The sequence below is a fragment of the Methylobacterium gnaphalii genome (genome assembly GCF_007992215.1).
Classification (GTDB): Bacteria; Pseudomonadota; Alphaproteobacteria; order Rhizobiales; family Beijerinckiaceae; genus Methylobacterium; species Methylobacterium gnaphalii.
Genome location: NZ_BJZV01000005.1, coordinates 133,455 through 158,554, shown reverse-complemented (window position 1 = coordinate 158,554; position 25,100 = coordinate 133,455). Strand labels below are relative to the sequence as shown.

Genomic DNA, 25,100 nt, shown 5'->3' with positions numbered 1-25,100 from the left:
GTCCGAAGACGCGCGCATCCGTAGTTCGGCATCAATCCGCCATGCGATAGAGAGACCGGGCCGGCGCGCTCGATCGCGGCCGGAGCGGACCGACCATGGCGAGCCTGCGCGCATATCTCTTGGACCTGACCGCCCGGATCCGCGTGAAGGCGCGGCTCGGCCGCTCGCCCGACATCGCCCGGATCCGCGCGGTGTTCGCCCAGAACACCCTCCGCCCCTCGCCGAGCGCCGTGTTTCATCCGGGCGAACTCGGTGGGGTGCCGGGGGAGTGGGTGCGGCCGCGCAAGGAGACCGAGGCGCAGCGCCCTCACCTGCTCTACCTGCACGGCGGCGGCTTTGTCGGCGGCTCGCCGCTCACCCACCGCACGATTACGGCCGCCTTTGCGCGTGCGGATTTCCGTGTCTTCGTGCCGGATTATCGGCTCGCGCCGGAGCACCCGTTTCCGGCGGGCCTCGAGGACATCGTTGCGGCCTGGACCGCCTTCTCGCGCGAAGGGCCGGCGGTCGTAGCCGGTGACTCGGCGGGCGGGAACCTGGCGCTCGCCCTGATCGTCGAGGCGCGCCGCCGCGGATTGCCGCTTCCTGCCGCGGCAGCCCTGTTCTCACCGGCTTGCGACCTGCTCAGGCGTGGGCCCTCGTTCCGGTCCAATCAGCGCCGTGACGCGATGTTCACAACCGACATCCTGGCAAACCTGGCTCCGGTCTATCTCGCCGGCGCTGATCCCCGCGACCCGCGCGTCTCGCCTGTCGAGGCCGATTTCCTCGGTTTTCCACCCCTGCTCGTGCACGCGGCCGAACGGGAGGTGCTGCGCGACGACTCCGTGGCGCTGGCGGAGAAGGCGCGTGCGGCCGGCGTGCGGGTCGAGCTGACCCTGTGGCCCGTCGTGCCGCATGTCTGGCAGATCGCCGACAATTACGTGCCTGAGGCGCGCCGCTCGATCGAGATGGCGGCAGCCTTCCTCCATCGGGAGTTCCAGCAGGCTGCCGCGGTGCCCGAGCGGGTGCCGGCATGAGCGAGCCCCTCGACCGCCCGGGGCGGAACCGCATACTCTGGCCGGACTCGGTGCCGGCGTATCGGCGCAGCATGCGGCGGATGAGGTTTGCGGATGACGGCGTCCGTTCCGATGCCGGCCCGGCAGCGATTCAGTCGGCCGCACCCGTGCATCCTATGGCCGGGTTCACGTGTTGTCTGGGCAAGCAGGGAGACCCCGATGACTCATTCCAAGTCCAAGACCGTCTTCGCGGCGACCGTCGCGGCAGGCCTCGTTCTCGCGGCGACCGGCTCGGCCATGGCGAGAGGCGGCAACAGCAGCAGCGGCAGCGGACTGTCGCCCTACGCCGCGGATAGCGGGAACGATCGCTCGGCCGGCGTGAACAACGGGAACTACGCCCCATCCCGCTACAACTACTACCGCCGTGCCTACGGCCCGCGTGATGTGCCCTATCCGGGCCGGGGACGCCACTACGAGGGCTACCCGTATTGATCTGACGCGTTCAGCCGACTTCCAATCGGGCGCAGTCTGCGGATTGCGCCCGATTTCGTTGGCGATCAGCTCAGTTTGAAGTTCGCCTTCGCCCGCGACAGGTTCAGGTTGTAGAACGGGTCGCGCGAGAGCTGCTTGCTCCAGCGCTCGACCATCACCTTGGTCTCCCCTTCGAAGCGGGCTCGCTTCTCCGGCGTGTCCTCGTGGCCGCGGCTCTTCGATTCGTGGTGGATCAGCACCGCGTGCGGCGTCCAGATCACCTGATAGCCAGCTTCCGTGGCCCGTAGGCAGAGGTCGATGTCGTTGAAGGCGACGCTGAGCCGCTCTGCATCGAAGCCGCCGATCTCCTCGAACACGGCCTTGCGCATCGCTAGACAGGCGCCGGTGACCGCCGAGACCTGCTGCGAGACGACCATGCGGGCGAAGTAGCCCGGATCCTCGCGCTCGATGCCGAGATGGCTGTGGCCGGCGATGCCTCCGGCGCCAAGCACCACACCGCCATGCTGCAGGGTCCAGTCCGGGTAGAACAGCTTTGCGCCGACCGCGCCGACATGCGGCTCGGCCGCAATCGAGACCAGCTCGCGCAGCCAGCCGGGCTCGACCACCTCGATATCGTTGTTGAGGAAGAGCAGCACGTCGCCGCGCGCCGCCTCAGCCCCCGCATTCGAGAGTTTCGAGAAATTAAACTTGCCGGGGCTCTTCACGACCCGCACGCGCGGATCGTCGCGATAGCGGGCGAACAGGGCCGCCGTCTCGGGCTCGACGCTGTCATTGTCGACGATCACCACCTCGATCGCAGGGTAATCCGTCTTCGTGAGCAGGCCGTCGAGCGCCACGGAGAGCAGCTCCGCCCGATCGCGGGTCGGGATCACGACGGAGACCAGCGGCGCCGGCTCGGGCAGCGCGCGGACCAGGCGGTTGAAGCCGGCCGGTCCCCGCTCGGCCCGGTGCGGCCAGCCGCGCCGGGCGATGGTCTCGTCGAGCGCGCGCAGCCGCGCGGCCTCTGCCGTGGCCAAGGCCGCATCCGAGAAGGTGCCGGAGCCGATCGCTGCGCGCCAGTGATAGAGCACCTTCGGGATGTGCAGGACGCGGTCCGGCGCGAGGTCGTCGGCGATGCGCATCAGCAGGTCGTGGTCCTGGCTGCCCTCGAAGCCGGGACGCAGGCCGCCGACGCGCCGGATCAGATCGGTGCGGATCACCGTGAGGTGGTTCAGGTAGTTCTGGGCGAGCAGCAGCTCGGGATTCCAGTCCGGCTTGAAGTGGGGCTCGAAGCGCTTGCCCTTCGCATCGACCTTGTCCTCGTCCGAATAGATCAGGTCGAGATCGGGATTGGCGATCAGCGCCCGAGCGACCTCGTAGAGGGCGTTTTCCGGCAGCAGGTCGTCGTGGTCGAGGAAGGCGCAGAACGTACCGGTCGCCGCCTCCAGCGCGCTGTTCGTGGCGCGCGAGATGTGGCCGTTCTCGCCGCGCCGGATCAGCCTGATGCGCCGCTCCGCGGCCGCGGCGCGTTCGAGCACGGCCGATACGCCCGGCCGGTTCGAGGCATCGTCCGCGATGCAGAGCTGCCAGTGGGGATAGAGCTGGCCTCGCACGGACGCGATTGCCTTCTCCAACACCGCCGGATCGGGGTTGTAGACGGGCATCAGCACCGAGAGAGCCGGCGGCGCGGTCCAGCCCGCGATCTCGGCCCGCATGCGGGCGCGATCGGCCGCGGTTACGGTGTCGAAGCGCGCGATCCAGTCGGCATAGCCGGCGAGCGCGCGCGGCTGAACCGCTGCCTCCAGACGATATTTGGCCCTGAGCCGCTTGCGCACCAGGCGCCACATGCCGGCCTCGGCGACGAGATGCGGCCGGCGCATCAGTCCCGTGCCGACGAGCCGGGCGAGATGGGGCTCGGCGAGTTCGAGATTCGTCAGCGGCGGCAGGAAGTCGTCGAAGGTCGGCGCGAGTTCGAGGTGCCGCACGGTCTTCGGCAGAAGACCGGTCCAGCTGAAGCGGCCGTTGCCATCCGCCGAGAGAGCGAGCTGCGGCTTATAGCTGCCCTCGCTGAGCCCGGCGCTGAGTGTCACGCGGCTGAAGGCGGCGCTGGTCGGATCGAGGAAGCTCACGCGCACGAAGCGCAGGCCGAGATCCTGGCCGTCGAGCCTGACAATGAGGCGCAGGCCGCTGCCCTCGACGGGCAGGGCGATGGGCGGCCAGCCCCGGCGGATCAGGCTCGCCGTATGTGGAAGGGTCATGTCAGGCGTGCGAATCGGCGAGAGAGTGGACGGCGCAGGCCGACGGTGGGGCGACTGCCTAGCGCATCCCGCGCCTTCCCGAAACGGCGGGGTGTCCGCTCACCTCCCCGAACCCAGCCGCCGCCCCATCTAACCTCCTCCATTGCGGAGAAGAGACGCATGACCCTCGACCGGCGGACACTGTTGGCTGCCGGCGCCCTGGCGCCGTTCGTCACGAGGTCGGCCTCGGCCGAAGAGCCATTGCTGCTGCGAAAGATCCCCTCCTCCGGCGAGGCGTTGCCGGCCATCGGAATCGGCACGTCGCGCCGTTACGAGGTCGAGCCCACACCGGACAAGATCGCTCCCTTGCGCGAGGCGGTGGAGCGCTTCGTCGCCTTGGGCGGCAGGGTGATCGATACGGCGCCAAGCTACGGCACTGCCGAGGATGTGCTCGGACAAATCCTGCCCGAGGGCGGACTTCGCGAAAAAATTTTCCTGGCGAGCAAGGTCTCCGAGCGCGGCAAGGACGGTCTGGCGCAGATCGAGCGCTCGTTTCAACGAATGAAGACAGACAAGATCGACCTGATCGCGGTCCACAATCTCGTCGATGTCGATAACAATCTCGCGACCTTGCGCGCTCTCAAGCAGCAGGGCCGCATCCGCTACGTCGGCGTCACCGTTTGGGCCGATCGCCAGTATCCCGACCTTGAAGCGGTGATGAAGCGCGAGACGCTGGATTTCATCCAGGTCAATTACGCCATCGACAGCCGGCTCGCCGCGGAGCGCATCCTGCCGCTGGCCAAGGACCGCGGCATGGCCGTGATGATCAACGTGCCCTTCGGCCGCGACCGGCTGTTCGGCGCCGTCAAGGGCAAGCCGATTCCCGACTGGGCGGCTGCCTTCGGCTGCGCGAACTGGGCGCAGTTCTTCCTGAAATACGTGATCGCCAACGAGGCTGTGACCTGCCCGATCCCCGGTATGGCCAAGGTCGCTTACGTCGAGGAGAACGTCGGCGCGGCGCGCGGGCGCCTGCCCGACGCGGCCGAGCGCAAGAAGATGGAGGCCCTGATCGATGCTGTTTGATGTCCTTCGGATGGGTTCGCGGGTTGCTGCCCTCGCCGCGATGGCGGTGGTCGCAGCGACGCTGGTAATGGCCGAGCCGGCTCCCAAGAAGATCGGGATCATCGGGGCCGGCAATATCGGCAGCACCTTCGGCACGCTCTGGGTGAAGGCGGGCTACGACGTGCTCTTCGCCTCGCGTCACCCGGAGGAGCTGAAGCCGCTGGTCGAAGGCCTCGGGCCGAAGGCGCATGCCGGCACACCGGCCGAGGCGCTGGCCTATGCCGACGCGGTCTTCCTCGCCGTGCCCTACAAGGCCTATCCCGAGTTCGGGAAGGAGCACGCCGCCGCTTTGAAGGGTAAGGTGGTGATCGATGCCGGCAACGCCACGGCCGCACGAGACGGCGCCGAGCTGCGCGACGAGGTCGACAAGAATGGCATCGGCGTCACGTCGCAGAAGTACCTGTCCGGCGCCCGCATCGTGCGCGCCTTCAACGCGGCGAACTTCAAGGTCTTCGTGAAGAATGCTGGCCGGCCCGAGCCGCGCATGGCGATCCCGATTGCCGGCGATGATCCGAAGGCCGTCGAGACGGCGCGAACGCTCGTTACCGATGCCGGGTTCGATCCGGTGGTGGTCGGCGAGCTGGAGGCCGCGAAGAAATTCCAGATGGGTCAGCCCGGTTTCGGGCTCGAACTTTCCGCACCGGAGCTGAAGGAGAAGCTCGGGGTCAAGCCTTGAGCGAGATGGCACCAGTGTTCGGGCGCAACCTGCGCCGTCATTCCGGGGCCTGCCACAGGCGAGAACGTGGAATCCACGACTGGCCGCTTTGCGCGGTCATGGATTGGCCGCCTCTGGCGTGCCTCTTCGGATCCGGGCTCCGCTGCGCGGCCTCGGAATGACGGAGGAGGACGCTGCCAAGGTGCGCCCGTCCCTTCTGGCGCGCCTCGTCGACCTGCGGCCCGGCGAAGGCCCTGCACTGGCCTGGTCCTGGGCCTATCTCTTCGCGATCCTGGCGAGTTACTACGTGCTGCGCCCGATCCGCGACCAGATGGGCATCGCCGGGGGCCTTGAGAACCTGCCCTGGCTGTTTCTGGCCACGCTGATCGGCATGCTGGCCCTGAACCTACCCTTCGCTTGGCTGGTGAGGAGCCTTCCGCGCGCCCGCTTCATCCCCCTCACCTACCGGTTCTTCGCCGGCAACATCCTGTTGTTCGCAGCGGCAATCTACCTGTCGGATCAGGAGAGCCTGATCTGGGTTGGGCGGGTCTTCTTCGTCTGGCTGTCGATCTTCAACCTGTTCGTGGTCTCGATCTTCTGGGCGACGATCGTCGACGTGTTTTCCACGAGCCAAGGCAAGCGCCTGTTCGGCTTCATCGCGGCCGGCGCGACGCTCGGTGCGATCTCGGGCTCTGCGGTGACGGCGACGCTGGCAAGCCACGTTCCGACCTGGGTCCTGCTGATCGCCGCCGCAGGGCTGCTGGAGGTGGCGGTTTTCGCCATGCGCGGGCTGGCGCGGCTCTCCGAGCGGCTGCACGAGGTGCCGACGGGCCGCGCTGACGAGACCATCGGCGGCAGCGCGTTGGCGGGCATCAAAAGAACCTTCGCCTCGCCCTACCTCCTCAACATCGCGCTATTCCTGCTGCTGTTTTCGGTCACCTCGACCTTCCTGTATTTCGAGCAGGCCGGCATTGCGAAGCGCAGTTTCCCCGATCGCGCGGCGCAGACGGCGTTCTTCGCCAGCGTCGATCTCGCCGTGAACCTGCTGACGCTCGGCATCCAGCTCTTCCTCACCGGACGGATCACCCGGGCGATCGGCGTCGGGCCGACCCTGGCGTTGCTGCCGGCGGCGAGCGTTCTTGGGTTTGCGGCACTCGCGGTCTCGCCGAGCCTCGTGGCGATCGTCGGCTTCCAGGTGCTGCGGCGGGCGGGCAACTTCGCCATCGCCCGGCCGGTGCGCGAGGTGCTGTTCACGGTCGTCCCGCGAGAGGACCGCTACAAGGCGAAAGCCTTCATCGACACCGTGGCCTACCGGACCGGCGACCAGATCGGCGCCTGGTCCTATGCTGGCATCGGCGCGCTCGGCCTCGCCGGCAGCTGGGCTGCGATCGTGGCCGTGCCGCTCTCGATCGCTTGGCTAGCCAACGCGCTCTGGCTCGGCCGGACCCAGCGCAGGCGTGAGGCCGAGCTCAGCGCAGGAACGACTGCCAGTAGCCGCGCCGCACCGGGTGCTCCTTGAGGCCGTAGCCCCTGCTCTTGAGCGGGGCAGTCTTGCGGCCCGACGACCCGCGCCGCGCGCGCCGAACCAGCTCGGCAGGCTGCCCATAAAAGCTACGGTCCGCTAATGTACATAAGTTTTCAGCCTACGGCTGCGTGTTAGGCTCGACACTTGCCGGATGTCTGTCAGATCGTGAGCGTATGACTGCCAATTTGCTCGCGCTTAAACTGCAGAGCTTCGCTCGTCTTTCGGATGTCGATCAGCTCTGGTTGAAGGAAGCCCTCGGCCAGAGCCGGCAGGTCGCCGCGCATGCCGATCTCGTCGATCAGGGCCAGGATCCCCACGCCGTCAACGTCATCCTCGATGGCTGGGCCTGCCGCTCCCGGCTGCTCGCCGACGGGCGTCGGCAGATCGTCGCGCTGATGCTGCCGGGAGACCTGTGCGACCCGCACATCTTCCTCCTGGACCGCATGGACCACACGATCGGCGCGCTCACGCCCCTGACGGTCGCCCAGATCCCGGGGCCCGCCTTCCAGTCGCTCGTCGAGCGCAGCGCGAGCCTCGCCTACGCCTTCCGCCGTGAAGGACTCTCGGCGATTGCGATCCAACGCGAGTGGACGGTCAGCCTCGGCCGGCGCTCGGGGATCGAACGGCTCGCCCACCTGTTCTGCGAACTCTATTGGCGGCTCGCCGCCGTTGGCCTGACCGATGGCGGGTCATGCCCATTCCCGCTGACTCAGAACGATCTGGCCGACGTGCTCGGACAGACGAGCGTGCACATCAATCGCACGCTGCAGGAACTGCGCAGCATGGGGTTGGTTGCTCTGCGCGGCAGGCGCCTGACCATCCATGACCAGACCGGCTTGGCCGAACTCGCCTATTTCGATCCGGTCTATCTGCACTTCACTCAGAAGGCAGGCCAGTGATGACGAATCACGAGGAGTTGAGGGATCAGCTCGATGCGGTGAAGGCGGACAATGCCCGCCTGCGGCGGCTGCTCGACGGAGCGGGTGCGCCCGACAGCCTGCGTCACGCGTTGCGCGACACGGCCGCGATGCTGCGCTCGATCATCCGCCGGACCACCGAGACCCGCAGGGATGTCGCAGACTATGCCGCGCATCTCGATGGCCGCCTCGACGCGATCGTTCGAGTCCGCACCCGCACGGACGCGTATGGCGAGGCTGATCTGCACAGCCTGATCGCGGACGAGCTGACGTTCCATCTCGCGCATGAGGGCGAACACGCCGCCCTCGACGGCCCGCGCGTCCGGCTGCGGCCGAGAGCGGCGCAGGTCTTCGCGCTCGCCGTGCACGAGCTGGCGACCAACGCCGTCGAGCACGGTCTGTTGAGTGGATCGCGTGGCCGCGTGGAAGTGACCTGGCGGGTCGAGCCGAGTGACGGCGGGCCGTTGCTCGTGCTGGTGTGGAAGGAGACGGGTGCCAACAGCCTCATCCCGCCGAGCAGCCGGGGCTTCGGGATGACGGTGCTGGAGGAGATGCTCGCCTACGAGGGCGGGGCGCAGGCCGCCGCCGCCTTCGAGCCGGATGGTGTGCGCTGGACCATCCGGTTGCCGCTCGTTCCCGAGGTCGGGCACCTCGCGGAGGAGTAGGGCGGGACCGGGCCGCGGCTTGCTCGAAGCCCCGCTGCACTGGCGTCGCTGCCGGTACTCCGACCTCCTACCGACCCTTCGCCTTGAACATCGCGTGCTCGACACGGTCGCCCGGCCGGATGCCAAGCTTCTGCGCGGTGCCGGCATTGACCTCCAGCACGGCCAGCACCGGCTCGCCCGAGGGAATGACCTTGGTGGAGAAGGGCTCGGTGTCGGCGGCGATGCGCGCGACAGTGCCGTCGGCGCGGATGAACACCATGTCGAGCGGCAAGTAGGTGTTCTTCATCCACATGGTGACCGGCTGCACCTGTTCGAAGTCGAACAGCATGCCTCGGTCCGCCGCCATCGACTTGCGGAACATCAGGCCGCGGCCGCGGTCGGCATCCGTGCGCATCACCTCGACCTTGAAGGTGTGGCGGCCGTTCTTTGCCAAGATGGCCAGCGGCTCGGTGATCGCCGCCGCCATGTCATCCACTGGCGTGACGGCATGCGCAGAGGGCGACAGCGGCGGCGCGGCGACCAGGGCGGCGAGTACCAGGGCGGCGACCGGCGGGGTGGCGCGGCGGCGAAGCAGGCTCGTGACCATCGGCGAGGGTACCGTCAGTGAGAGGCGGGAAGCGCCCCATCGACGAGGCGGACTTCCGCCGCCATAGCACCCTTCGAGCCGTCGCCGTAGCGCACGAGTACGGTATCGCCCGGCTTCAGCTCGGCGATGCCGTAGCGGCGCAGGGTCTCCATGTGCACGAAGATGTCGGGCGTGCCCTCGCCGCAGGAGAGAAAGCCAAAGCCGCGCAGGCGGTTGAACCACTTCACCACCGCGGTCTCGAGCCCGCTCGTAGGCGTCACGCTGACATGGGTGCGCGGCATCGGCAGTTCGGAGGGGTGGGTCGCGGTGGACTGGTCGAGGGAGACCACCCGGAAGGCCTGCCAGCCGCGCGGCCGTTCCACGGCCTCCACGACGATGCGCGCGCCTTCGCTGGCGCTCTGGTGCCCGTCGCGCCGCAGGCAGGTGACGTGAAGCAGGACATCGGGCGAGCCATCGTCGGGCACGATGAAGCCGAAACCCTTGGAAACGTCGAACCACTTGATGCGCCCGGAGACCTCGATGAGGTCGAGCGGCCGCTCGGCTTGCGCCTCGTCCGACCCTGTCGTCGTCCGCTGTTCAGCCTCTGCGATCCCGTGATCGTTCGACATGTAAGCAACCCGAACCGAACCGAATCACGCCTTCGCGATTCGACTGACAAGTTAACAAAGTCCGGACTCGGCGGAAGCCCGTCTGCGGGGCCTGGGGGCCATCGAACATTGCAATTTCCCGCGACTTGGCAGTCTTGCCACAGTCATGCTTGCACCACTTTGCAGCAGCTGCATGGTGCCATGCTGCTGTGGCCCGGTATTCATCGAACACCGGCGTGATCGGTCACGATGTCGAGAGGTGCGTGGCGGGCGCGCCGGGCATCGCTCGTGCCGGGCAACGATGCTACGCGCAGGCGCATGCACGACGCCATCCCTGCCCGCATGGGCGATCAGCAAGCCGATGCCGCCCGCCCTCGCTCGCGCATAGACGCCATCGATGCGGCTCGCGCGGCGGCCCTCGTCGCGATGGCGTCATACCACTTCACCTGGGATCTCGGCTTTCTGCAGCTCACGCCGCTCAACGCCGCGCTGACGCCACCTGGACGGGTCGTTGCACACCTGATCGCCGGCAGCTTCCTTCTGTTGGTGGGGATCAGCCTGGTTCTGGCCACGCGCAATGGCCTGCATTGGCGGCCCTACCTGATGCGGCTGGGCCGGATCGGCGCCGGAGCGATGCTCATCACCGGCGTGACCTACCTGTTCATGCCGGACGGGTTCATCTTCTTCGGCATCCTGCACTGCATCGCCGTGTCGAGCGTGCTGGCCCTGCCGCTGCTCCTGATGCCGAGATGGGTGGCCATTCCTCTGAGCGCCCTGCTGAGCATCGTCCTGATTCTGGGTAGCTTCACGCTGCGCGCGCCCGTGCTCGACGAGCCGGCGCTCGCGTTTCTTGGGCTTGCCCATCTGCCGCCGCAGACGAACGACTGGGTGCCGCTCTTCCCCTGGTTCGGGATGGTCTGCGCGGGGATCGCGCTCGGCCGGCTCGGGCTGCCGGCTTTCCTGCGCTCAGGCCTCGCCCGCTGGCAGGCAGCGGGACGGCCGGCCCGCGCCGCAACCTTCGCGGGGCGGCATAGTCTCGCTGTCTACCTGATCCACCAGCCGGTTCTGTATGGGCTGGTCTACGCCGTGGTCAGCGTGACAGGGCCGCATCCGCGGGCGGGTGTCGCCGAGTTCCGCACGCAGTTCGAGGGCAATTGCACCCGCACCGGCGGCGCGCAGGAGGCCTGCCGCATCGCGAGCCGATGCATCGCCGGCGTCCTGCGCCGCGAGGGTCTATGGGGGACCGGCCGGCCCTACACGCTGGAGGAGCGGGCCAAGGCACAGGGCTTCGCGCGACAGTGCTACGAGGCGGCGGAGGGCACTGCCTCTCCGCCGTAAGCCGTGACTGAAACTGTAAGATCAGTCCTTGGCGCGTTCGACGTAGGAGCCGTCGGCGGTCATGATCACGACGCGGGTGCCGGTCTGGATGTGCGGCGGCACTGTGGTCTTCACACCGTTCGACAGGATCGCCGGCTTGTAGGAGGACGAGGCCGTCTGGCCCTTGGTGACCGGTTCGGTCTCGATGATCTCAAGCGTCACACGCGCCGGCAGCTCGATGGTCAGCGGCACGCCGTTATGGGTCGAGAGCATCACGGCCATGCCCTCCTGCAGGTACGGGGCGGCATCGCCGACCACGTCCTCGGGCACCGCGAGTTGCTCGTAGCTCTCGGGGTTCATGAAGTGGAACCCCTCGCCGTCCTTGTAGAGGAAGGTGTGCTCGCGATCCTCGACGAAGGCGCGCTCGACCTGCTCGGTGGTGCGGTAGCGCTCCGACACCTTCACGCCGTCTGTGATGCGGCGCATGTCGAGCTGGGTCACCGGGGTGCCCTTGCCCGGGTGGATGTTCTCCGCGGTCAGGATGACGTAGAGCTTGCCGTCCTTGTCGACGACATTGCCCTTGCGGAGCGTCGAGGCGATCACCTTCACGAGCGTAGACCTTGCTTTGACGAGGGCGCCGGGCCGGTTGTGGCGACGCCGTAGCGAAATATCGCTGCAGCCCCTACCGCATCCGCCGCCTTCGTGCCAGCCGAGACCCGTCAATCTAAAGAGCCGGCATAGCGTGACCTCCCCTTCCCCCTGGTGGCAGCCGCAGGTCCATGCGGATCGGCGCCCGTTGCTGATGACGCGAAACCGCATCCAGGCGGCCCTGCGCGCACATTTCGCCGAGCAGGATTTCGTGGAGGTCGAGGCGGCCTGCCTGCAGGTCTCGCCAGGCAACGAGGCGCATCTCTCGGCCTTCGTCACCGAGGCGATCCAGCCCGATGGGGGCCGCGAAAAGCTCTACCTGCACACGTCGCCGGAATTCGCCTGCAAGAAGCTGCTCGCGGCCGGCGAGCCGAAAATCCTGAGCATCGCGAAAGTCTTCCGCAATCGCGAGCGCGGGCCGCTGCACCATCCCGAATTCACGATGGTCGAGTGGTACCGCGTGGGCGAGACCTACGAGGCCCTGATGCGGGATTGCGCCGACCTGCTGGCACTCGCCGCCAGGACGGCCGGCGTCACCCGCCTCGTCTATCGTGGCCGCGAATCCGATCCTTTCGCCGAGTTCGAGCGCCTGACCGTTGCCGAAGCCTTTCTACGCTACGCCGACATCGATCTGCTGGCGACGCTCTCGAGGGACGGCCAGACCGACCGCGACCGGCTCGCCGCCGCCGTCTCCAGCCGCGGCCTGCGGGTCGCCTCCGACGATACCTGGGCCGATCTCTATTCCCGCATCCTGGTCGGGCTGGTGGAGCCGCATCTGGGCGACGGGTGCCCGACCATCCTGTGCGAATATCCGGTGAGCGAGGCAGCGTTGGCCCGGCCGAGCCCCTACGATCCGCGCGTCGCCGAGCGCTTCGAGCTCTATGCCTGCGGCGTCGAACTCGCCAATGCCTTCGGCGAGTTGACCAACCCCGCCGAACAGCGTCGCCGTTTCGAGGCCGAGATGGACGAGAAGGCCCGCGTCTACGGCGAGCGTTACCCGATCGACGAGGATTTCCTCGATGCGCTGGCCATCATGCCCGAGGCCTCCGGCATCGCGCTCGGCTTCGACCGGCTGGTGATGCTGGCCACGGGCGCGCCGCGCATCGACGACGTGCTCTGGACGCCGGTGGCCAAAGGACAAGCCTCGTGACCCGGCCCCTGCGCAGCCCCGCCGATCTCGCCCGCGCAGGCCTGGTGCGGCCCGAGGACCTGCCCGGCCTGGAGGCGGTGGCGGCGCGCTATGCCGTCTCGCTCTCGGCCGACCTCGCCGAGCTGATTGACCCGGCCGACCCTGCCGATCCCATCGCCAGCCAGTTCATTCCGCGGGCGGAGGAACTGGAGACCAAGCCGGGCGAGATCGCCGATCCGATCGGCGATGCCGTGCACGAGCCGCTGCCCGGCCTCGTCCATCGCTACCCCGATCGGGTGCTCCTGAAACCGCTGCATGTCTGCCCGGTCTATTGCCGGTTCTGCTTCCGCCGCGAGATGGTCGGGCCGAGCGGCCTCGGCACGCTGAGCGATGCGGAGCTTGCAGCGGCCTACGCCTATATCGCGGCCGATCCCGGCATCTGGGAGGTGGTGCTCACCGGCGGCGATCCCTTCGCTCTCTCGCCGCGGCGCCTCTCGGCCATCGCCGAAAAGCTCGATGCGATCCCGCATGTGAAGGTGCTGCGCCTCCATACCCGCGTGCCGGTGGTCGATCCCTCCTCAGTGAGCGAGCCGCTCGTCGCCGCTTTGAAGCGTTTCACCGGCGCGGTCTTCGTGGCGCTCCACGCCAACCACCCGAAGGAGTTCACGGCAGCGGCCTGCACGGCCATCGCGCGCCTCGTCGATGCCGGCATACCGATGGTGAGCCAGAGCGTGCTCCTGAGGGGAGTCAACGACGATCCCGAGACGCTCACGGCCCTGATGCGCAGCTTCGTCGAGAATCGGATCAAGCCCTACTACCTGCACCATGCCGACCTCGCGCCGGGCACGAGCGGCTTCCGCACGAGCCTGCCCGAGGGCCAGGCACTGATGCGGGCCCTGCGCGGGCGCCTCTCCGGGCTGGCGCAGCCGACCTATGTCCTCGACATCCCCGGCGGCCACGGCAAGGTGCCGGTCGGTCCCGGCTATTGGCGCGAGAGCAGCAGAGGCCACCACGTCACCGATCCGGCCGGCGTCGAGCACGCCTATCCGCCAAAACACCAGAGCGAGGACAGCTGATGCGGCGTCTGTGGGGACGGGCGAACTCCGTCAACGTGCAGAAGGCGATCTGGGGGCTGGAGGAAACCGGCCTGCCCTACGAGCGAATCGATGCCGGCGGCGCCCACGGCGTGGTGGGCGACGCCGCCTATCGCGCCATGAACCCGACCGGGCTGGTGCCGACGCTCGAAGAGGACGGCTTCGTCCTCTGGGAGTCGAATGCGATCCTGCGCTATGTCGCCCGGCTTCCCGGATCGCCGCTGGCATGGCCGGCTGATCCCAGGGCCTGTGCCGGCATCGACCAGTGGCTCGACTGGCAGGCCACCGCCTTCACGCCCGGCATGCGCGACGCCTTCTGGCAGATGCTGCGCGTGCCCGAGGGCCAGCGCGACCTGAGGGCCATCGAAGCCTCACGTGTCACAACCGAGAAGCGCGCGGCCCTGCTCGACCGGCATCTTGCCGGCACGCCCTTCGTCGCGGGCGAGACCTTCGGCATTGCCGACATCGCCGTCGGCTGCGCAGCTCATCGTTGGCTCAACATGCCGCTCGAACGGGCCGAGCGGCCTCACATGACGCGCTGGTACACGACGATCGCGCAACGCAGGGCCGCCTCGGCCGTTCTGACGGTGCCGATCAGCTGAGCCCCATCGAGGCTCGGGAGCAGCGCCGGATGATGCCGCGATGAGCAATGCCCTCTCCCCCGAGCCATCCCGTCCGCGATCCGGAAAAATCATGTTCTTCCCGCTCTCGAAGATCGCCTTCTTCCTGATCACCCCCTCGAACTTCTTCATCGTGATCGGGCTCGTCGGATGCCTGCTTCTGTTCACGCAAGCGGGGGCGGCGATCGGCCGGGTCCTGGCGATTCTCGGGTTCCTCGGGCTGCTCGCCGGCGGCCTGTCGCCGCTCGCGACCTGGACGATCCTGCCGCTGGAGCAGCGGTTTCCCGCCTTCGTCGATGATGGGCGCCCGATCACCGGCGTCATCGTGCTCGGCGGTGGCCTGATGACGGCGATCTCGGCCGAGCGCGACCAACTCACGCTCAACGATGCGGGGGAGCGCCAGCTTGCCCTCGGCGACCTCGCCCGGCGCTATCCGCAGGCGCGGCTCGTCTTCTCGGGCGGGAGCGCCAGCCTGACCGAGGGCGCGGTCACCGAGGCTGGCACGGTCGGCCGCTTCGCCGGGTCGCTCGGCGTGCCGCGCGACCGGCTCATCCTGGAGGAGCGCTCGCGCAACACGCGCGAGAACGCGCGGTTCACCGCCGAGCTGGTGCAGCCGAAGCCGGAGGAGCGCTGGCTGCTGGTGACCTCCGCTTGGCACATGCCGCGCGCCGTCGGCTGCTTCCGTAAGGCTGGGTTTCCGGTGACGGCCTATCCGGTCGACTACCGCACCGCCGGCTCGCGCGACGTCGGGCGCTTCAACACCTTCGCCTCGGACGGGCTGCTCGAACTCGACCTCGCCGTGAAAGAGTGGATCGGCCTCGTGGTCTACCGGCTCGTCGGCTACACGGATGAGTGGATGCCGGCGCCCTGACCTGGCGCGTCTCCACCCCCGTCGGGCGAGGGGGCCATGCGCAAGCATGGTGGAGTAAGCCCGGATGCTCCGCATCACCCGGCTAGGTCGCGCTGCTCTCGCCTAAGGTTAGAGGACATGGACGGTAGACTGCGTCACGGATGCCTTGTGCCGACGAACGGCGCTCCCCATTTCGTGCGGCTGTGCTCGATCGAAGAGGCAGCCCGCCGGCCGGCCAGCCGTGCTGCCCTTCTCGGAGGCCGGCATGACCGATCTCGTCAGCCAGCTCACGACGCTCTCGACCAACCAACTCCTCGTCGCCGGCATCGGCACGACGATCGCCGCCTATCTCGCCCTGCAGGCGACGCGGCTCGCCACCGGCCTTAAGTCTTTCGTCGGCAGCCAGGTCTTCTCGACCTTGACCGCGCGCTCCAGCGGCGCCTCAGTCGAGCGCCTGACCGCACTCGTCGCGCGCCATCGCCTGCATGCCTGGGGCCGCAGCTACAGCGTCACCGAGGACAATGCCCTCACCGTCGGCTACGGCTCGGGCCTTGCCCGCTGGCGGGGTCTCTGGGTGTTCTACAACCTGCGCATCGACGAGAACGCCAAGACCTTCCAGGTCGTGGAGGTGCTCACCCTCGCCTTCCTGACCCGCGACCGCACAGCCATCCGCCGCTTCCTCGACGAGGCGCTCGACGACGCGATGCAGGATCGCGGCACCATCGACATCCACCACCGCTCGACCAGCGGCTGGCAGGCGATCCGCCGGGCCAAGCGCCCGATCGAGACCGTCTTCGCCAACGGTGCGATGAAGGCCGAGCTGATGGAGAAGGTGCGCTGGTTCCTCGCCAACGAGGAGTGGTACCGGCGCCGCGGCCTGACCTACAAGCTCGTGATCCTGCTTCACGGCGAGCCGGGCACCGGTAAGTCGAGCCTGATCCAGGCCATCGCCAGCCACTTCAACCGCGACCTCTACTGCGTCGACCGGCTCGTCGCGCTGGGGCCCGAGATCGGGCGCTTCAAGAACGGCATCCTGGCGATCGAGGACATCGATACGCTCGGCTCGCTCACGCGCGAGGCCGGCCAGACTGTGCCCTCCCCCATCGGCGACGCGAAGGCGCTGCTGCACGGGGTGCTCAACACGCTTGACGGGCTCGCCACGCCCCATGGGCTGATCACGATCATCACGACGAACCACATCGAAGCGTTGGACCCCGCCATGGTGCGTCCCTGCCGGATCGACCTGCGGCTCGAGGTGAGCGCGCTCGACTACGACGCCTTCGCCGAGATGTTCGCGTCGTATTACGACGGAGCCGTGCCGACGCTGCCGCGAGAGGCCTATCGCCCGCAGACGGGTGCGCGTCTCCAGGAGGTCTTCATGAGCGCTCACGGAGCCGCCGATGCGGAAGCCACCCTGCGGCGCATGAGTTGCAGGACGCTCGAGGCCGCCTGAAGACGGGAACACTTCCGCCGGCGCGGCGTTCGCTTCGCGACGAACGTCGCGCCGCCAGCAGGATGGCACGGAGGCTGTGATGGCCAACTCGACCGCCGTACCACCGATCCATTCCTCCAATACCCCGCTCGCTGGCATCGCCAGGCTCGACGCGATGAGTGCGGTCCTCGCGCGGAACTGGTGGCTCGTGGCCCTGCGAGGCGTCTTCGCGATCCTGTTCGGCGTTCTCGCCTTCGCAGCGCCGCAGGCCTTCCTGCTCGCATTGGCGCTGTACTTCGCGGCCTACATGCTGGTCGACGGCGGCTGGACGATCGCCTCTGCGATCCGGTCGGCTCAGAAGCATGAGCGCTACGGATTCCTCCTGCTGGAAGGGATCGTCGACATCATCGTCGGGCTTGCGGCGGCCTTGATCCCGGCGGCAGCGATCTGGGCCTTCGTGCTCTTGGTCGCCACCTGGGCCCTCGTGACAGGAGCTCTGATGATCGCTGCCGCCTTCAGGCTGCATCTCCATTACGGCCGCTGGTGGCTCGGGCTCGGTGGCGTGATCTCGGTCCTGTTCGGGCTGGCCCTGGCGATCAATCCCGGCATGTCGGCGATCGTGCTGGCCTTTTGGATGGGGGCCTACAGCCTCGCCTTCGGCGTCATGCTGCTGTTCCTCGCCTTTAACCTGCGCGGCCGCCACGCGACGTCTCGGTGAGGCTCGGCAGACCCAATCGGTAGATCCCGCGAAAGTCTTCGGGATCGGCCACCGGCTTGCCCTTGCGCAGGATGGCGATGCGGCCCTCCTTGGTCAGCCGCACGGCGACGCGGCGGACCGGCTGCATCAGCGGTCCCCAGCCGTCGGGATGCGGACCGCCGAGCGCGCGGGCGACCTCCGACGGGCAGCAGGTCTTTCCCGGCCCACGCTCGGCGACGAGGTCGAGCATCGTCTTCTCGATCGCAGCTTCATCGGCCATCGTGGGGCTCCTCGTCGGCGAGCAGTGCGGCGCGGATCTCCGAGGAGAATTGCCGGCGCCACATCACCAGGACGCAGGCCGCCGTCGATACGATCAGCACCGAGGCGCTCACGAACCAGCCGAGATAGGCCAGCGCGAAGAAGAAGGCCCGCTGGCCGCGATCGAAATGATTGCCGGCGGCGATGTTCATGGCAGCCGCCCGATGCGCGGCCCGCTGCATCGACTCGTAATCGACGCCGGACCCTTTCGGCGGCACCGCGCCGATCAGGATCGCGCCGTAGTTGAACAGCCGGTAGGCCCAGGAGAACTTGAAGAAGGCATAGACGAAGACGATGGCGAGCCCGGCAACCTTGAGCTCCCAGGTCGCCCGCGTCGTCGCCACGCCGAAGGGCAGCGAGCCGAACAGGCTGAGCACGTCGTCGCCCGAGCGCGAGAGCGTCAGCACCGAGCCGAGGGCGATCAGCGAGGTTGAGGCGAAGAAGGCGGTGCCGTTCTGCAGCGAGGCGTTGATCGTGGTATCGACCACGCGGTTGTCGCGCGCGATCAATTGCTCGGCCCAGATCCGGCGCTGGCCGTGCATGATGCGGCTCAGGCTGCGATGGTCTTTGCGGCTCTGAACGGCGTAGCCGTAGATCAGCCAGGCGCAGACGAAGAACACGAGCCCGATGAAATCGAGGGGCGAGAAGGCGCTGAGATCAGGCATGGCGTCGGGCGGCACCGGCTCCGGCGGGCGGGCTCATGATGGGCCGCTACAGAGCGCACGCCGGCCCGGCAAGCCCCTTTGGCGAGAATCGCGGGAGGGGCTCAATCGGTGACCTCGAAGCCCTGGCCCGGCACCGACTCGGCCACGGTGATGTCGATGCTCTCGACGCGTGCGGCCGGGGGCCCGTCGCGGCACTCGGCGACGAGCGCGTCGACCGCCTCCGCCGGACCGGAGAAGATACCCTCCACCGCCCCGTCGTCACGGTTGCGCACCCAGCCGGCGATGCCGTGGTGGCGTGCACGCTCCTGCGTCCACTTCCGGTAGAAGACGCCCTGGACGCGTCCGCGGATCACCACGTGGATGGACTTGGTCTCGCTCACTGCGTTGCTCCGTTCCTCGCCCGACCACCTAGAGCGGGCCGTGGTGCTGTCAGGCCCGCACGCGCCGCAGCCAGCCGCGCATCTCCTGGAGATAGGGGCCGGGCAGCTGCGCGGCCTGGGCCGCCGCGAGCACGTCTTCCAGATAGCCCGGCCGCGGGAGGCCGGGGGCGGTGCTGCGGCCGAAATAGATCAGCGCGCGCCGCACGCCGCCCGGCGTCGTGACGGACTGGCTCGCCTTGACGTAGAGGCCGCCGGCCACGCCCTCGTAGCGGTCGAGAGCCGGCACGTCGGCCAGCGACAGATCCCAGAGCACGCCCCAGACGGTGGAGCCCCGTGCGCGGATCACCGAGGCGTAGCCCTCCTTCATGATGATGAAGCGGTGTCCGTTGAGCCGCCCTCCCCCGATCAGCCGGGATTGCGGGCAGCGCGCCGCCATCGCGGCCGCATCCATGTTGGCGCCGTAGGCGAAGTAGAGCGGCATCGCAGGCTTTTGGCTGAGGTCTTGGCGGAGTGCGGATCGCTGTACGAAGGAGCGAGCGGTCCTGTACAGTCGCGGCCCGGGCGAGGACAGACCTGCACGAGGCCTGCCGATGCGCCGTTCGTCGCTCCCGCTCGATCAGGGCCTCGTCCGCCGATCCGGCGGCGGCGCATGGGGGCGCCGAAACCCGCGAAGGCCACGGCGACGGTGTTCGGCTCCGCCGCCACTGGCTTGGTCAACGCGTCCTAGGTCTCGCGTGATCGACCGGCGCGCTCAGGCGAATTCCAGGATCACCTCGTCCACCGCCAGGCTGTCGCCTTCCTTGGCCGAGATCGTGGAGATCTTGCCGTCGCGCTCGGCGCGCAGGACGTTCTCCATCTTCATGGCCTCGACGATGGCGAGCGCCTCGCCGACCTTCACCTCCTGGCCTTCCTGGACCAGGATCTGCTTCACGAGGCCGGGCATCGGGCAGAGCAGCTGCTTGCCGGAATCGCCGGTCTCCTTGACCGGCATCAGTGCAGCGAGCTCCGCCTCGCGACGGGTGTAGACGCGGGCATTCGCGGCCACGCCGGCATGCTGCAGGAAGACACCGTTGAGCACGCCGCGCACCTGGATCGCGACATGCTCCTCGCCGACGGTGCCCTGCCAGACCGGCTGGCCGGGGCGCCAGTCGCTGAGCACCGGCGTTACCGTGCCGTCCTCGCCCGTCACGACGAGCTCGTTGCCGACGGTGGAGACCGTGACGTTGAAGCGCTGATCGGCGAGCTGCACCACGCGCTCGCGCTCGAAATGCAGGAGGCCCGGATCGCGCATCTGGCCGGAGATGCCGCGCTTGCGCTGATTGAGCTTGTGGTCGATCGCGGCCGCCACGGCCGCGAGACGCCGTGCGATCTCGCCTTCGGGGGCGGGGGCGACGAAGCCGTCCGGGAATTCCTCCTTGATGAAGCCGGTCGACAGCTCGCCGCTGCGCCAGCGCGGATGCGCCATCAGCGTTGCCAGGAACGGGATGTTGTGGCGGATGCCGTCGATGGCGAAGGCGTCCAGCGCCGTGGCCTGCGCCTCGATCGCCTCCAGGCGCGTCGGCGCCCAGGTCACGAGCTTGGCAATCATCGGGTCATAGTGGATCGCGATCTCGCCGCCCTCCTCCACGCCGGTATCGTTGCGCACGATCGCGTCGCCCAGCGGGCCCTCGGCCGGCGGCTGGTAGGTGGTCAGGCGGCCGATGGACGGCAGGAAGTTGCGGGTCGGGTCCTCGGCATAGACGCGGCTTTCCACCGCCCAGCCGTTGAGCCGCACGTCGGCCTGCGCCAGCGGCAGCTTCTCCCCGGCGGCGACGCGGATCATCAGCTCAACGAGGTCGAGCCCGGTGATCATCTCGGTGACCGGATGTTCCACCTGTAGCCGGGTGTTCATCTCGAGGAAGTAGAAGGACTTGTCCTGGCCGGCGACGAACTCGACGGTGCCGGCGGAGTCGTAGTTCACGGCCTTGGCCAGCGCCACGGCCTGCTCGCCCATCTTGCGGCGGGTCTCCTCGTCGAGGAGCGGCGACGGGGCCTCCTCGATGACCTTCTGGTTGCGGCGCTGGATCGAGCATTCGCGCTCGCCCAGGTAGATCACGTTGCCGTGCTTGTCGCCGATGACCTGAATCTCGATGTGGCGCGGGTCGACGATGAACTTTTCGATGAAGACGCGGTCGTCGCCGAAGGAGGACGCGGCCTCGGATTTGGCGCGATCGAAGCCTTCCTTCACCTCGCCCGCGGATTCCGCGATGCGCATGCCCTTGCCGCCGCCGCCGGCCGAGGCCTTGATCATGACCGGGTAGCCGATCTCATCGGCGATCTTCACGGCATGCTCGGCATCCTGGATCACGCCGAGATAGCCGGGAACCGTCGAGACCTTGGCCTCGGCTGCCGCCTTCTTCGATTCGATCTTGTCGCCCATTGCGGCGATAGCGCCGGGATTCGGGCCGATGAAGACGATGCCGGCCTCGGCCAGTGCCTTCGGGAAAGCCTCGCGCTCGGACAGGAAGCCGTAGCCCGGATGCACGGCCTGGGCGCCGGTCTGCCGGCAGGCCTCGATGATCTTGTCGATGACGAGATAGGATTCCGAGGCCGCGGGGGGCCCAATATAGACCGCCTCATCCGCCATCGCGACATGGACCGCGTCACGGTCGGCGTCGGAATAGACCGCCACCGTCTTGATGCCCATCTTGCGGGCCGTCTTGATGATGCGGCAGGCGATTTCGCCCCGGTTGGCAATCAGGATCTTGTCGAACATCACAGGCCGCGTTTTGGGAGGAAGTGTCTTCGTGCGGAGGCCCGGCCGAAGCCGGGTCGCATTCCGATAAAGCACTTGCTCGGCCGGCGAAAGCTTTGCCGGCCCCTGTCTTAAAGTGAATACAATTCAGCGACTTCTCGCCTTAGGCGGCGAGAGCGAAGCTGTGGGAACGGACGGCGGCGGGCCGGCGGGCCCAGCGGTTGGCCTCGAGCGCGAAGGCCATCATGTACTCGTCGCTGGTCTCTGCCTCGCGAACCAGGTTCATCGCGATCCGGGCGCCGGTCTGAGTCGGGCCGGTGCGGCCGGCGATCGAGGTGACGAGCCAGCCCGCCATCTCGCTGTCGATCCGGCCATGCGGCGTCTCGCTCCAGACCGCAAAGTCGACGATCAGGGCGACGAGCAGGTCGGCGAAGCGCGCGTCCTGGTTGGTCACGGCCCGGTCGAGGGCGAGCAGCAGGTCGACTTCGTCGCGATGCTCCAGGCCGTTCTCGAGGCGCTCATCGCGGAGGATGCGCACGTCGGCCTGGCTGATCGTGCCGGCGGCGACGATACGGTTGCAGAAGAGTTGAAGTGAAAAGTTGCTCATGTCTCGATGCCTCCCCGACATTTTCTTTGTCGGTCTGTTGTCCTTGTGTGTCTGCACTATGCCGGACGGTCTCGCTTCGAGAAGTTAACGGTCATATCTGAACGGAATTTCAGGTTAAGACGTCATCACGATTGGTGCTTTCGAAATGGTGATCATCATCGCGCGCATTTTCGGCTTCTGCCGTCTTTGCGATGACGCCGTGCGGAATCCGGGCGATCGGCAAAACGAAACAGGGCGGCACTCTCGTGCCGCCCTGCCAAATCCAATGCCGGTCTCGCTTCGCCCGGTCGCGAGCTAGAGCACAACGACCTTCGTCCCGATCGGAACACGGTTGTAGAGGTCCATCGCATCCTCGTTGAGCATGCGGATGCAGCCCGAGGAGACCGACTGGCCGATCTTCTCCGGCTCGTTGGTGCCGTGGATGCGGTAGAGCGTGTCCTTGCCGTTCTGGGCGAGATAGAGCGCCCGCGCCCCGATCGGATTGAGCGGGCCACCCTCGAGGCGATGCGGCAGGTCGGGTTTGCGCTCGAGCATCTCTTTCGGCGGGTTCCAGTCCGGCCATTCGAGCTTGCGGTCGACATTGGCGGTGCCCGACCAGGAGGCGCCCTCCTTGCCCACCGAGACCGGGTACCGCATCGCCTTGCCATCGGCCATGACGAGGTAGAGGCGCTTCTCGGCCGTCGCGACGATCACCGTGCCCGGCTTCTCCTTCGTCGGATAGTCGACGACGGTGCGCAGGAGCGCCGGATCGTTGATCTGGGCGGAGGGTGCCAGTTTCAGCCACTCGCGGTCGCGCTCAGGCCCCGGCGGGAAATAGGGCGGCGGCGGAGGCACCGGCATCGTGGTCGCTCCGCCGACGGCGTCTGGCGGGGTGAGCGCCGCGAGCTGCGTGGGGGGACGCTCGGCGCGCGCGGCCATGCAGGCGGTGAGCGACGCACAGAGCGGAGCGAGGGCAAGAAGCCTGAGGACGGAACGCATGTCGTAGTTGCCCGATCGGTCGAGGGCCACGCCGCTAGGCGGCCCATGGCTGGCGATAAATTGCCGAGCTTCGTGGCCATGACTGTGGCAAGCTGTGCCTCGAAAGCTGAACCGTGGCGCATTTGCTGCGCTTGTTGCCGAGATGAGACAGGATTTCGCTGTCTAGGCCGGCTCGCCTTTTGGGAGGATGATCGTGACCACGCTGTTCGTGAGCCACCCCAGCGCCCTCGATCACCTCGTGCCGGACGGCCACCCGGAGCGCCCAGCCCGGATCCGGGCCGTCGAACGGGCGCTGGAGCAGGAGCGCTTCGCGTCACTGGTGCGCGGTCTCGCACCGCGGGCCGAGCTGGCCACGGCCGAGCTGGCGCACCCGGCCGAGTTCGTCGAGCTGATCGCGAATGCCGCGCCCGCGGACGGCTTCGTGCAGGTCGACTCGGACACGCTGATGTCGCCGGGCACGCTTTCGGCAGTGCTGCACGCCATCGGCGGCGCGAACCACGCCGTCGATTCCGTGATGTCGGGCGAGTGCGCCAACGCCTTCGTCGCCATGCGGCCGCCGGGCCATCATGCCGAACGCGCCACGCCGATGGGATTTTGCCTGTTCAACACGGCCGCCATCGCGGCGCGCCACGCCCGCAAGATCCACGGCGCGAGCCGCGTCGCCGTTGTCGACTGGGACGTCCACCACGGCAACGGCACCCAGGACATCTTCTGGGACGACGAGACCGTGATGTACGCTTCGACCCACCAGATGCCGCTGTTTCCCGGCACCGGCGCTGCGAGGGAGCGCGGCAACCACGACACCATCGTCAACGTGTCGCTGAGCGCCGGCGATGACGGCGCGATTTTTCGCGAAGCCTTCGAGGCTGGCATCCTGCCCCGGCTCGAGGCCTTCGCCCCCGACCTGATCATCATCTCGGCGGGATTCGACGCGCATCACCTCGACCCTCTGGCCAATCTGCGTCTCACCGAAGCCGATTTCGGCTGGGCCACGCGCCGGCTGATGGAGATCGCCGACAAGCATGGCGGCGGCCGCGTCGTGTCGGTGCTGGAGGGTGGCTACGATCTCGATGGGCTCGGTCGCTCGGTCGCTGCGCATGTCGACGCGCTGATGGGGCGGTAGGCTTCTCGTTCGGCCGTCGTCGGAGGCGACGCCGACGTCGTGACGATTCAGGAGCGTTCGAAGACCGCGAGACCGGTGGCCGTCGCGCGCACGCTCAAGCCCTCGTAGCTCGCGTGCTGCGGATGGCGGACGTCGAGCGGCTTGGCGTGCGTCGCCGTGATCACCAGCGCGGAGGCCCCGGCGGCATCGGCGGCCGTGAGGCCGGCCCGCGTATCCTCGAAGACGAGGCAATCCGCGGCCGCCACACCGAGCCGCCTGGCGCCGAGCAGAAAGCAATCGGGCGCCGGCTTGCCCTGCTCCACGTCCTCGGCGGCGATCAACAGCGGCGGCAGCGGCAGGCCGGCCGCCGCGATGCGACGTTCTGCCAGAGCCCGCGGCGCCGAGGTGACGATCGCCCAGCGCTCGCGCGGCAGGGCGGCGAGGAAGACTGCCGCCCCCGCGATCGGCGCGATGTCCGACACGTCCTCCATCTCGGCCCGCATGATCGCGTTGGCTTCCGCCTCCGGATCGACGCCCGGAAGGTTCAGCCGCGCGATGGTCTCCACCGTGCGCACGCCGTGGATCGTCGGCAGGAAGGCGGAGACGTCGAGGCCGTGCTTCGCCGCCCAAAGCGACCAGACCCGCTCGGCCGAGGCGATGGAGGTGAGGATCGTCCCGTCCATGTCGAACAGGAACGCAGCAAAGCTGCGCCCCGAGAACAGCGGGCGGTCGGTCACGAGAAGACTCCGATGAGAGTGCGAGCCGAGGGCAG

General features: G+C 68.0%; 27 protein-coding genes. 15 read left to right on the top strand and 12 right to left on the bottom strand.

Annotated elements, in window-relative coordinates; all coding sequences use genetic code 11:
• Nucleotides 1-95: 95 nt before the first annotated feature.
• Both MGN01_RS06460 and MGN01_RS23445 read left to right on the top strand, forming a co-directional pair.
• Entirely contained in the window at nt 96-1,013 is a 918-nt protein-coding gene (locus tag MGN01_RS06460; RefSeq protein ID WP_147045771.1) for an alpha/beta hydrolase, read from the top strand.
• Between the two features lie 198 nt (nt 1,014-1,211).
• Nucleotides 1,212-1,484 carry a hypothetical protein gene (locus MGN01_RS23445; RefSeq protein ID WP_170245846.1) on the top strand — a complete coding sequence of 91 codons (273 nt, stop codon included), beginning with the start codon at nt 1,212-1,214 and terminating at the stop codon, nt 1,482-1,484.
• A gap of 65 nt (nt 1,485-1,549) precedes the next feature.
• Here the strand turns inward: MGN01_RS23445 and MGN01_RS06450 are convergent, their stop codons facing one another.
• Nucleotides 1,550-3,721 (bottom strand): glycosyltransferase family 2 protein, encoded by a 2,172-nt coding sequence (locus tag MGN01_RS06450; RefSeq protein WP_147045769.1) that lies wholly within the window; start codon nt 3,719-3,721, stop codon nt 1,550-1,552.
• A gap of 159 nt (nt 3,722-3,880) precedes the next feature.
• Between MGN01_RS06450 and MGN01_RS06445 the strand changes: the two genes are divergently transcribed.
• The 5 genes from MGN01_RS06445 (at nt 3,881) to MGN01_RS06425 (ending at nt 8,584) form a co-directional block, all read left to right on the top strand.
• Nucleotides 3,881-4,783: an aldo/keto reductase gene (locus MGN01_RS06445; RefSeq protein ID WP_147045768.1), complete on the top strand. Its 903-nt coding sequence runs from the start codon at nt 3,881-3,883 to the stop codon at nt 4,781-4,783.
• Complete coding sequence (locus tag MGN01_RS06440) at nt 4,773-5,498, top strand: NADPH-dependent F420 reductase (RefSeq protein WP_373319157.1); 726 nt, start codon at nt 4,773-4,775, stop codon at nt 5,496-5,498. Before MGN01_RS06445 ends, MGN01_RS06440 begins: the two co-directional genes overlap by 11 nt.
• A 157-nt stretch (nt 5,499-5,655) precedes the next feature.
• Nucleotides 5,656-6,996 (top strand): NTP/NDP exchange transporter, encoded by a 1,341-nt coding sequence (locus tag MGN01_RS06435; RefSeq protein WP_147045838.1) that lies wholly within the window; start codon nt 5,656-5,658, stop codon nt 6,994-6,996.
• Nucleotides 6,997-7,175: 179 nt separating this feature from the next.
• Nucleotides 7,176-7,901 carry a Crp/Fnr family transcriptional regulator gene (locus MGN01_RS06430; RefSeq protein ID WP_147045767.1) on the top strand — a complete coding sequence of 242 codons (726 nt, stop codon included), beginning with the start codon at nt 7,176-7,178 and terminating at the stop codon, nt 7,899-7,901.
• The gene (locus MGN01_RS06425; protein WP_147045766.1) at nt 7,901-8,584 is read left to right on the top strand and encodes an HWE histidine kinase domain-containing protein; all 684 of its coding nucleotides are present in this window, start codon (nt 7,901-7,903) and stop codon (nt 8,582-8,584) included. The genes MGN01_RS06430 and MGN01_RS06425 overlap by 1 nt, the downstream gene beginning before the upstream one ends.
• 67 nt (nt 8,585-8,651) lie before the next feature.
• On the opposite strand, the gene MGN01_RS06420 is transcribed toward MGN01_RS06425, so the two are convergent.
• Both MGN01_RS06420 and MGN01_RS06415 read right to left on the bottom strand, forming a co-directional pair.
• Nucleotides 8,652-9,170 carry a DUF192 domain-containing protein gene (locus tag MGN01_RS06420; protein WP_147045765.1) on the bottom strand — a complete coding sequence of 173 codons (519 nt, stop codon included), beginning with the start codon at nt 9,168-9,170 and terminating at the stop codon, nt 8,652-8,654.
• Between the two features lie 14 nt (nt 9,171-9,184).
• The gene (locus MGN01_RS06415; protein WP_238257706.1) at nt 9,185-9,778 is read right to left on the bottom strand and encodes a cold-shock protein; all 594 of its coding nucleotides are present in this window, start codon (nt 9,776-9,778) and stop codon (nt 9,185-9,187) included.
• A gap of 297 nt (nt 9,779-10,075) precedes the next feature.
• Between MGN01_RS06415 and MGN01_RS06410 the strand changes: the two genes are divergently transcribed.
• Nucleotides 10,076-11,095, top strand: a complete 1,020-nt coding sequence (locus MGN01_RS06410) for an acetyltransferase domain-containing protein (protein WP_238257708.1) — start codon at nt 10,076-10,078, stop codon at nt 11,093-11,095.
• A gap of 21 nt (nt 11,096-11,116) precedes the next feature.
• On the opposite strand, the gene efp is transcribed toward MGN01_RS06410, so the two are convergent.
• A complete protein-coding gene (efp, locus tag MGN01_RS06405; protein WP_147045764.1) occupies nt 11,117-11,683 on the bottom strand; it encodes an elongation factor P in 567 nt (188 codons plus the stop codon).
• A gap of 133 nt (nt 11,684-11,816) precedes the next feature.
• Here efp and epmA point away from each other — a divergent pair, with 133 nt between their 5' ends.
• The 6 genes from epmA (at nt 11,817) to MGN01_RS06375 (ending at nt 17,565) form a co-directional block, all read left to right on the top strand.
• Nucleotides 11,817-12,872, top strand: a complete 1,056-nt coding sequence (gene epmA, locus MGN01_RS06400) for an EF-P lysine aminoacylase EpmA (RefSeq protein ID WP_147045763.1) — start codon at nt 11,817-11,819, stop codon at nt 12,870-12,872.
• On the top strand, nt 12,869-13,927 hold the full coding sequence (locus tag MGN01_RS06395) for a lysine-2,3-aminomutase-like protein (protein WP_147045762.1): 1,059 nt from the start codon (nt 12,869-12,871) through the stop codon (nt 13,925-13,927). Before epmA ends, MGN01_RS06395 begins: the two co-directional genes overlap by 4 nt.
• Entirely contained in the window at nt 13,927-14,547 is a 621-nt protein-coding gene (locus MGN01_RS06390; protein ID WP_147045761.1) for a glutathione S-transferase family protein, read from the top strand. Before MGN01_RS06395 ends, MGN01_RS06390 begins: the two co-directional genes overlap by 1 nt.
• Before the next feature lie 91 nt (nt 14,548-14,638).
• Nucleotides 14,639-15,436 carry a YdcF family protein gene (locus tag MGN01_RS06385; RefSeq protein ID WP_147045835.1) on the top strand — a complete coding sequence of 266 codons (798 nt, stop codon included), beginning with the start codon at nt 14,639-14,641 and terminating at the stop codon, nt 15,434-15,436.
• Nucleotides 15,437-15,680: 244 nt separating this feature from the next.
• Nucleotides 15,681-16,868, top strand: a complete 1,188-nt coding sequence (locus MGN01_RS06380; RefSeq protein WP_147045760.1) for an AAA family ATPase — start codon at nt 15,681-15,683, stop codon at nt 16,866-16,868.
• A 79-nt stretch (nt 16,869-16,947) separates the two neighbouring features.
• Complete coding sequence (locus MGN01_RS06375; protein ID WP_147045759.1) at nt 16,948-17,565, top strand: HdeD family acid-resistance protein; 618 nt, start codon at nt 16,948-16,950, stop codon at nt 17,563-17,565.
• Here the strand turns inward: MGN01_RS06375 and MGN01_RS06370 are convergent.
• The 7 genes from MGN01_RS06370 to MGN01_RS06340 form a co-directional block, all read right to left on the bottom strand.
• On the bottom strand, nt 17,531-17,824 hold the full coding sequence (locus tag MGN01_RS06370) for a DUF3253 domain-containing protein (RefSeq protein WP_147045758.1): 294 nt from the start codon (nt 17,822-17,824) through the stop codon (nt 17,531-17,533). The two genes, MGN01_RS06375 and MGN01_RS06370, sit on opposite strands and share 35 nt — an antisense overlap.
• Nucleotides 17,814-18,527, bottom strand: a complete 714-nt coding sequence (locus MGN01_RS06365) for a DUF599 domain-containing protein (RefSeq protein WP_147045757.1) — start codon at nt 18,525-18,527, stop codon at nt 17,814-17,816. Before MGN01_RS06365 ends, MGN01_RS06370 begins: the two co-directional genes overlap by 11 nt.
• Before the next feature lie 101 nt (nt 18,528-18,628).
• Nucleotides 18,629-18,907, bottom strand: coding sequence for an acylphosphatase (locus tag MGN01_RS06360; RefSeq protein WP_147045756.1), 279 nt, complete (start codon nt 18,905-18,907; stop codon nt 18,629-18,631).
• A 49-nt stretch (nt 18,908-18,956) separates the two neighbouring features.
• Nucleotides 18,957-19,388: a gamma-glutamylcyclotransferase family protein gene (locus MGN01_RS06355; protein ID WP_147045755.1), complete on the bottom strand. Its 432-nt coding sequence runs from the start codon at nt 19,386-19,388 to the stop codon at nt 18,957-18,959.
• A gap of 270 nt (nt 19,389-19,658) precedes the next feature.
• Nucleotides 19,659-21,662: an acetyl-CoA carboxylase biotin carboxylase subunit gene (locus MGN01_RS06350; RefSeq protein WP_147045754.1), complete on the bottom strand. Its 2,004-nt coding sequence runs from the start codon at nt 21,660-21,662 to the stop codon at nt 19,659-19,661.
• A 142-nt stretch (nt 21,663-21,804) separates the two neighbouring features.
• Nucleotides 21,805-22,248 (bottom strand): hypothetical protein, encoded by a 444-nt coding sequence (locus MGN01_RS06345; protein ID WP_147045753.1) that lies wholly within the window; start codon nt 22,246-22,248, stop codon nt 21,805-21,807.
• 294 nt (nt 22,249-22,542) lie between these two features.
• Entirely contained in the window at nt 22,543-23,166 is a 624-nt protein-coding gene (locus MGN01_RS06340) for a L,D-transpeptidase (protein ID WP_373319159.1), read from the bottom strand.
• A 253-nt stretch (nt 23,167-23,419) separates the two neighbouring features.
• Here MGN01_RS06340 and MGN01_RS06335 point away from each other — a divergent pair, with 253 nt between their 5' ends.
• A complete protein-coding gene (locus tag MGN01_RS06335; protein ID WP_147045751.1) occupies nt 23,420-24,349 on the top strand; it encodes a histone deacetylase family protein in 930 nt (309 codons plus the stop codon).
• Nucleotides 24,350-24,396: 47 nt separating this feature from the next.
• Here the strand turns inward: MGN01_RS06335 and MGN01_RS06330 are convergent, their stop codons facing one another.
• Nucleotides 24,397-25,050 carry an HAD-IA family hydrolase gene (locus tag MGN01_RS06330; protein WP_210246069.1) on the bottom strand — a complete coding sequence of 218 codons (654 nt, stop codon included), beginning with the start codon at nt 25,048-25,050 and terminating at the stop codon, nt 24,397-24,399.
• Between the last annotated feature and the right edge of the window lie 50 nt (nt 25,051-25,100).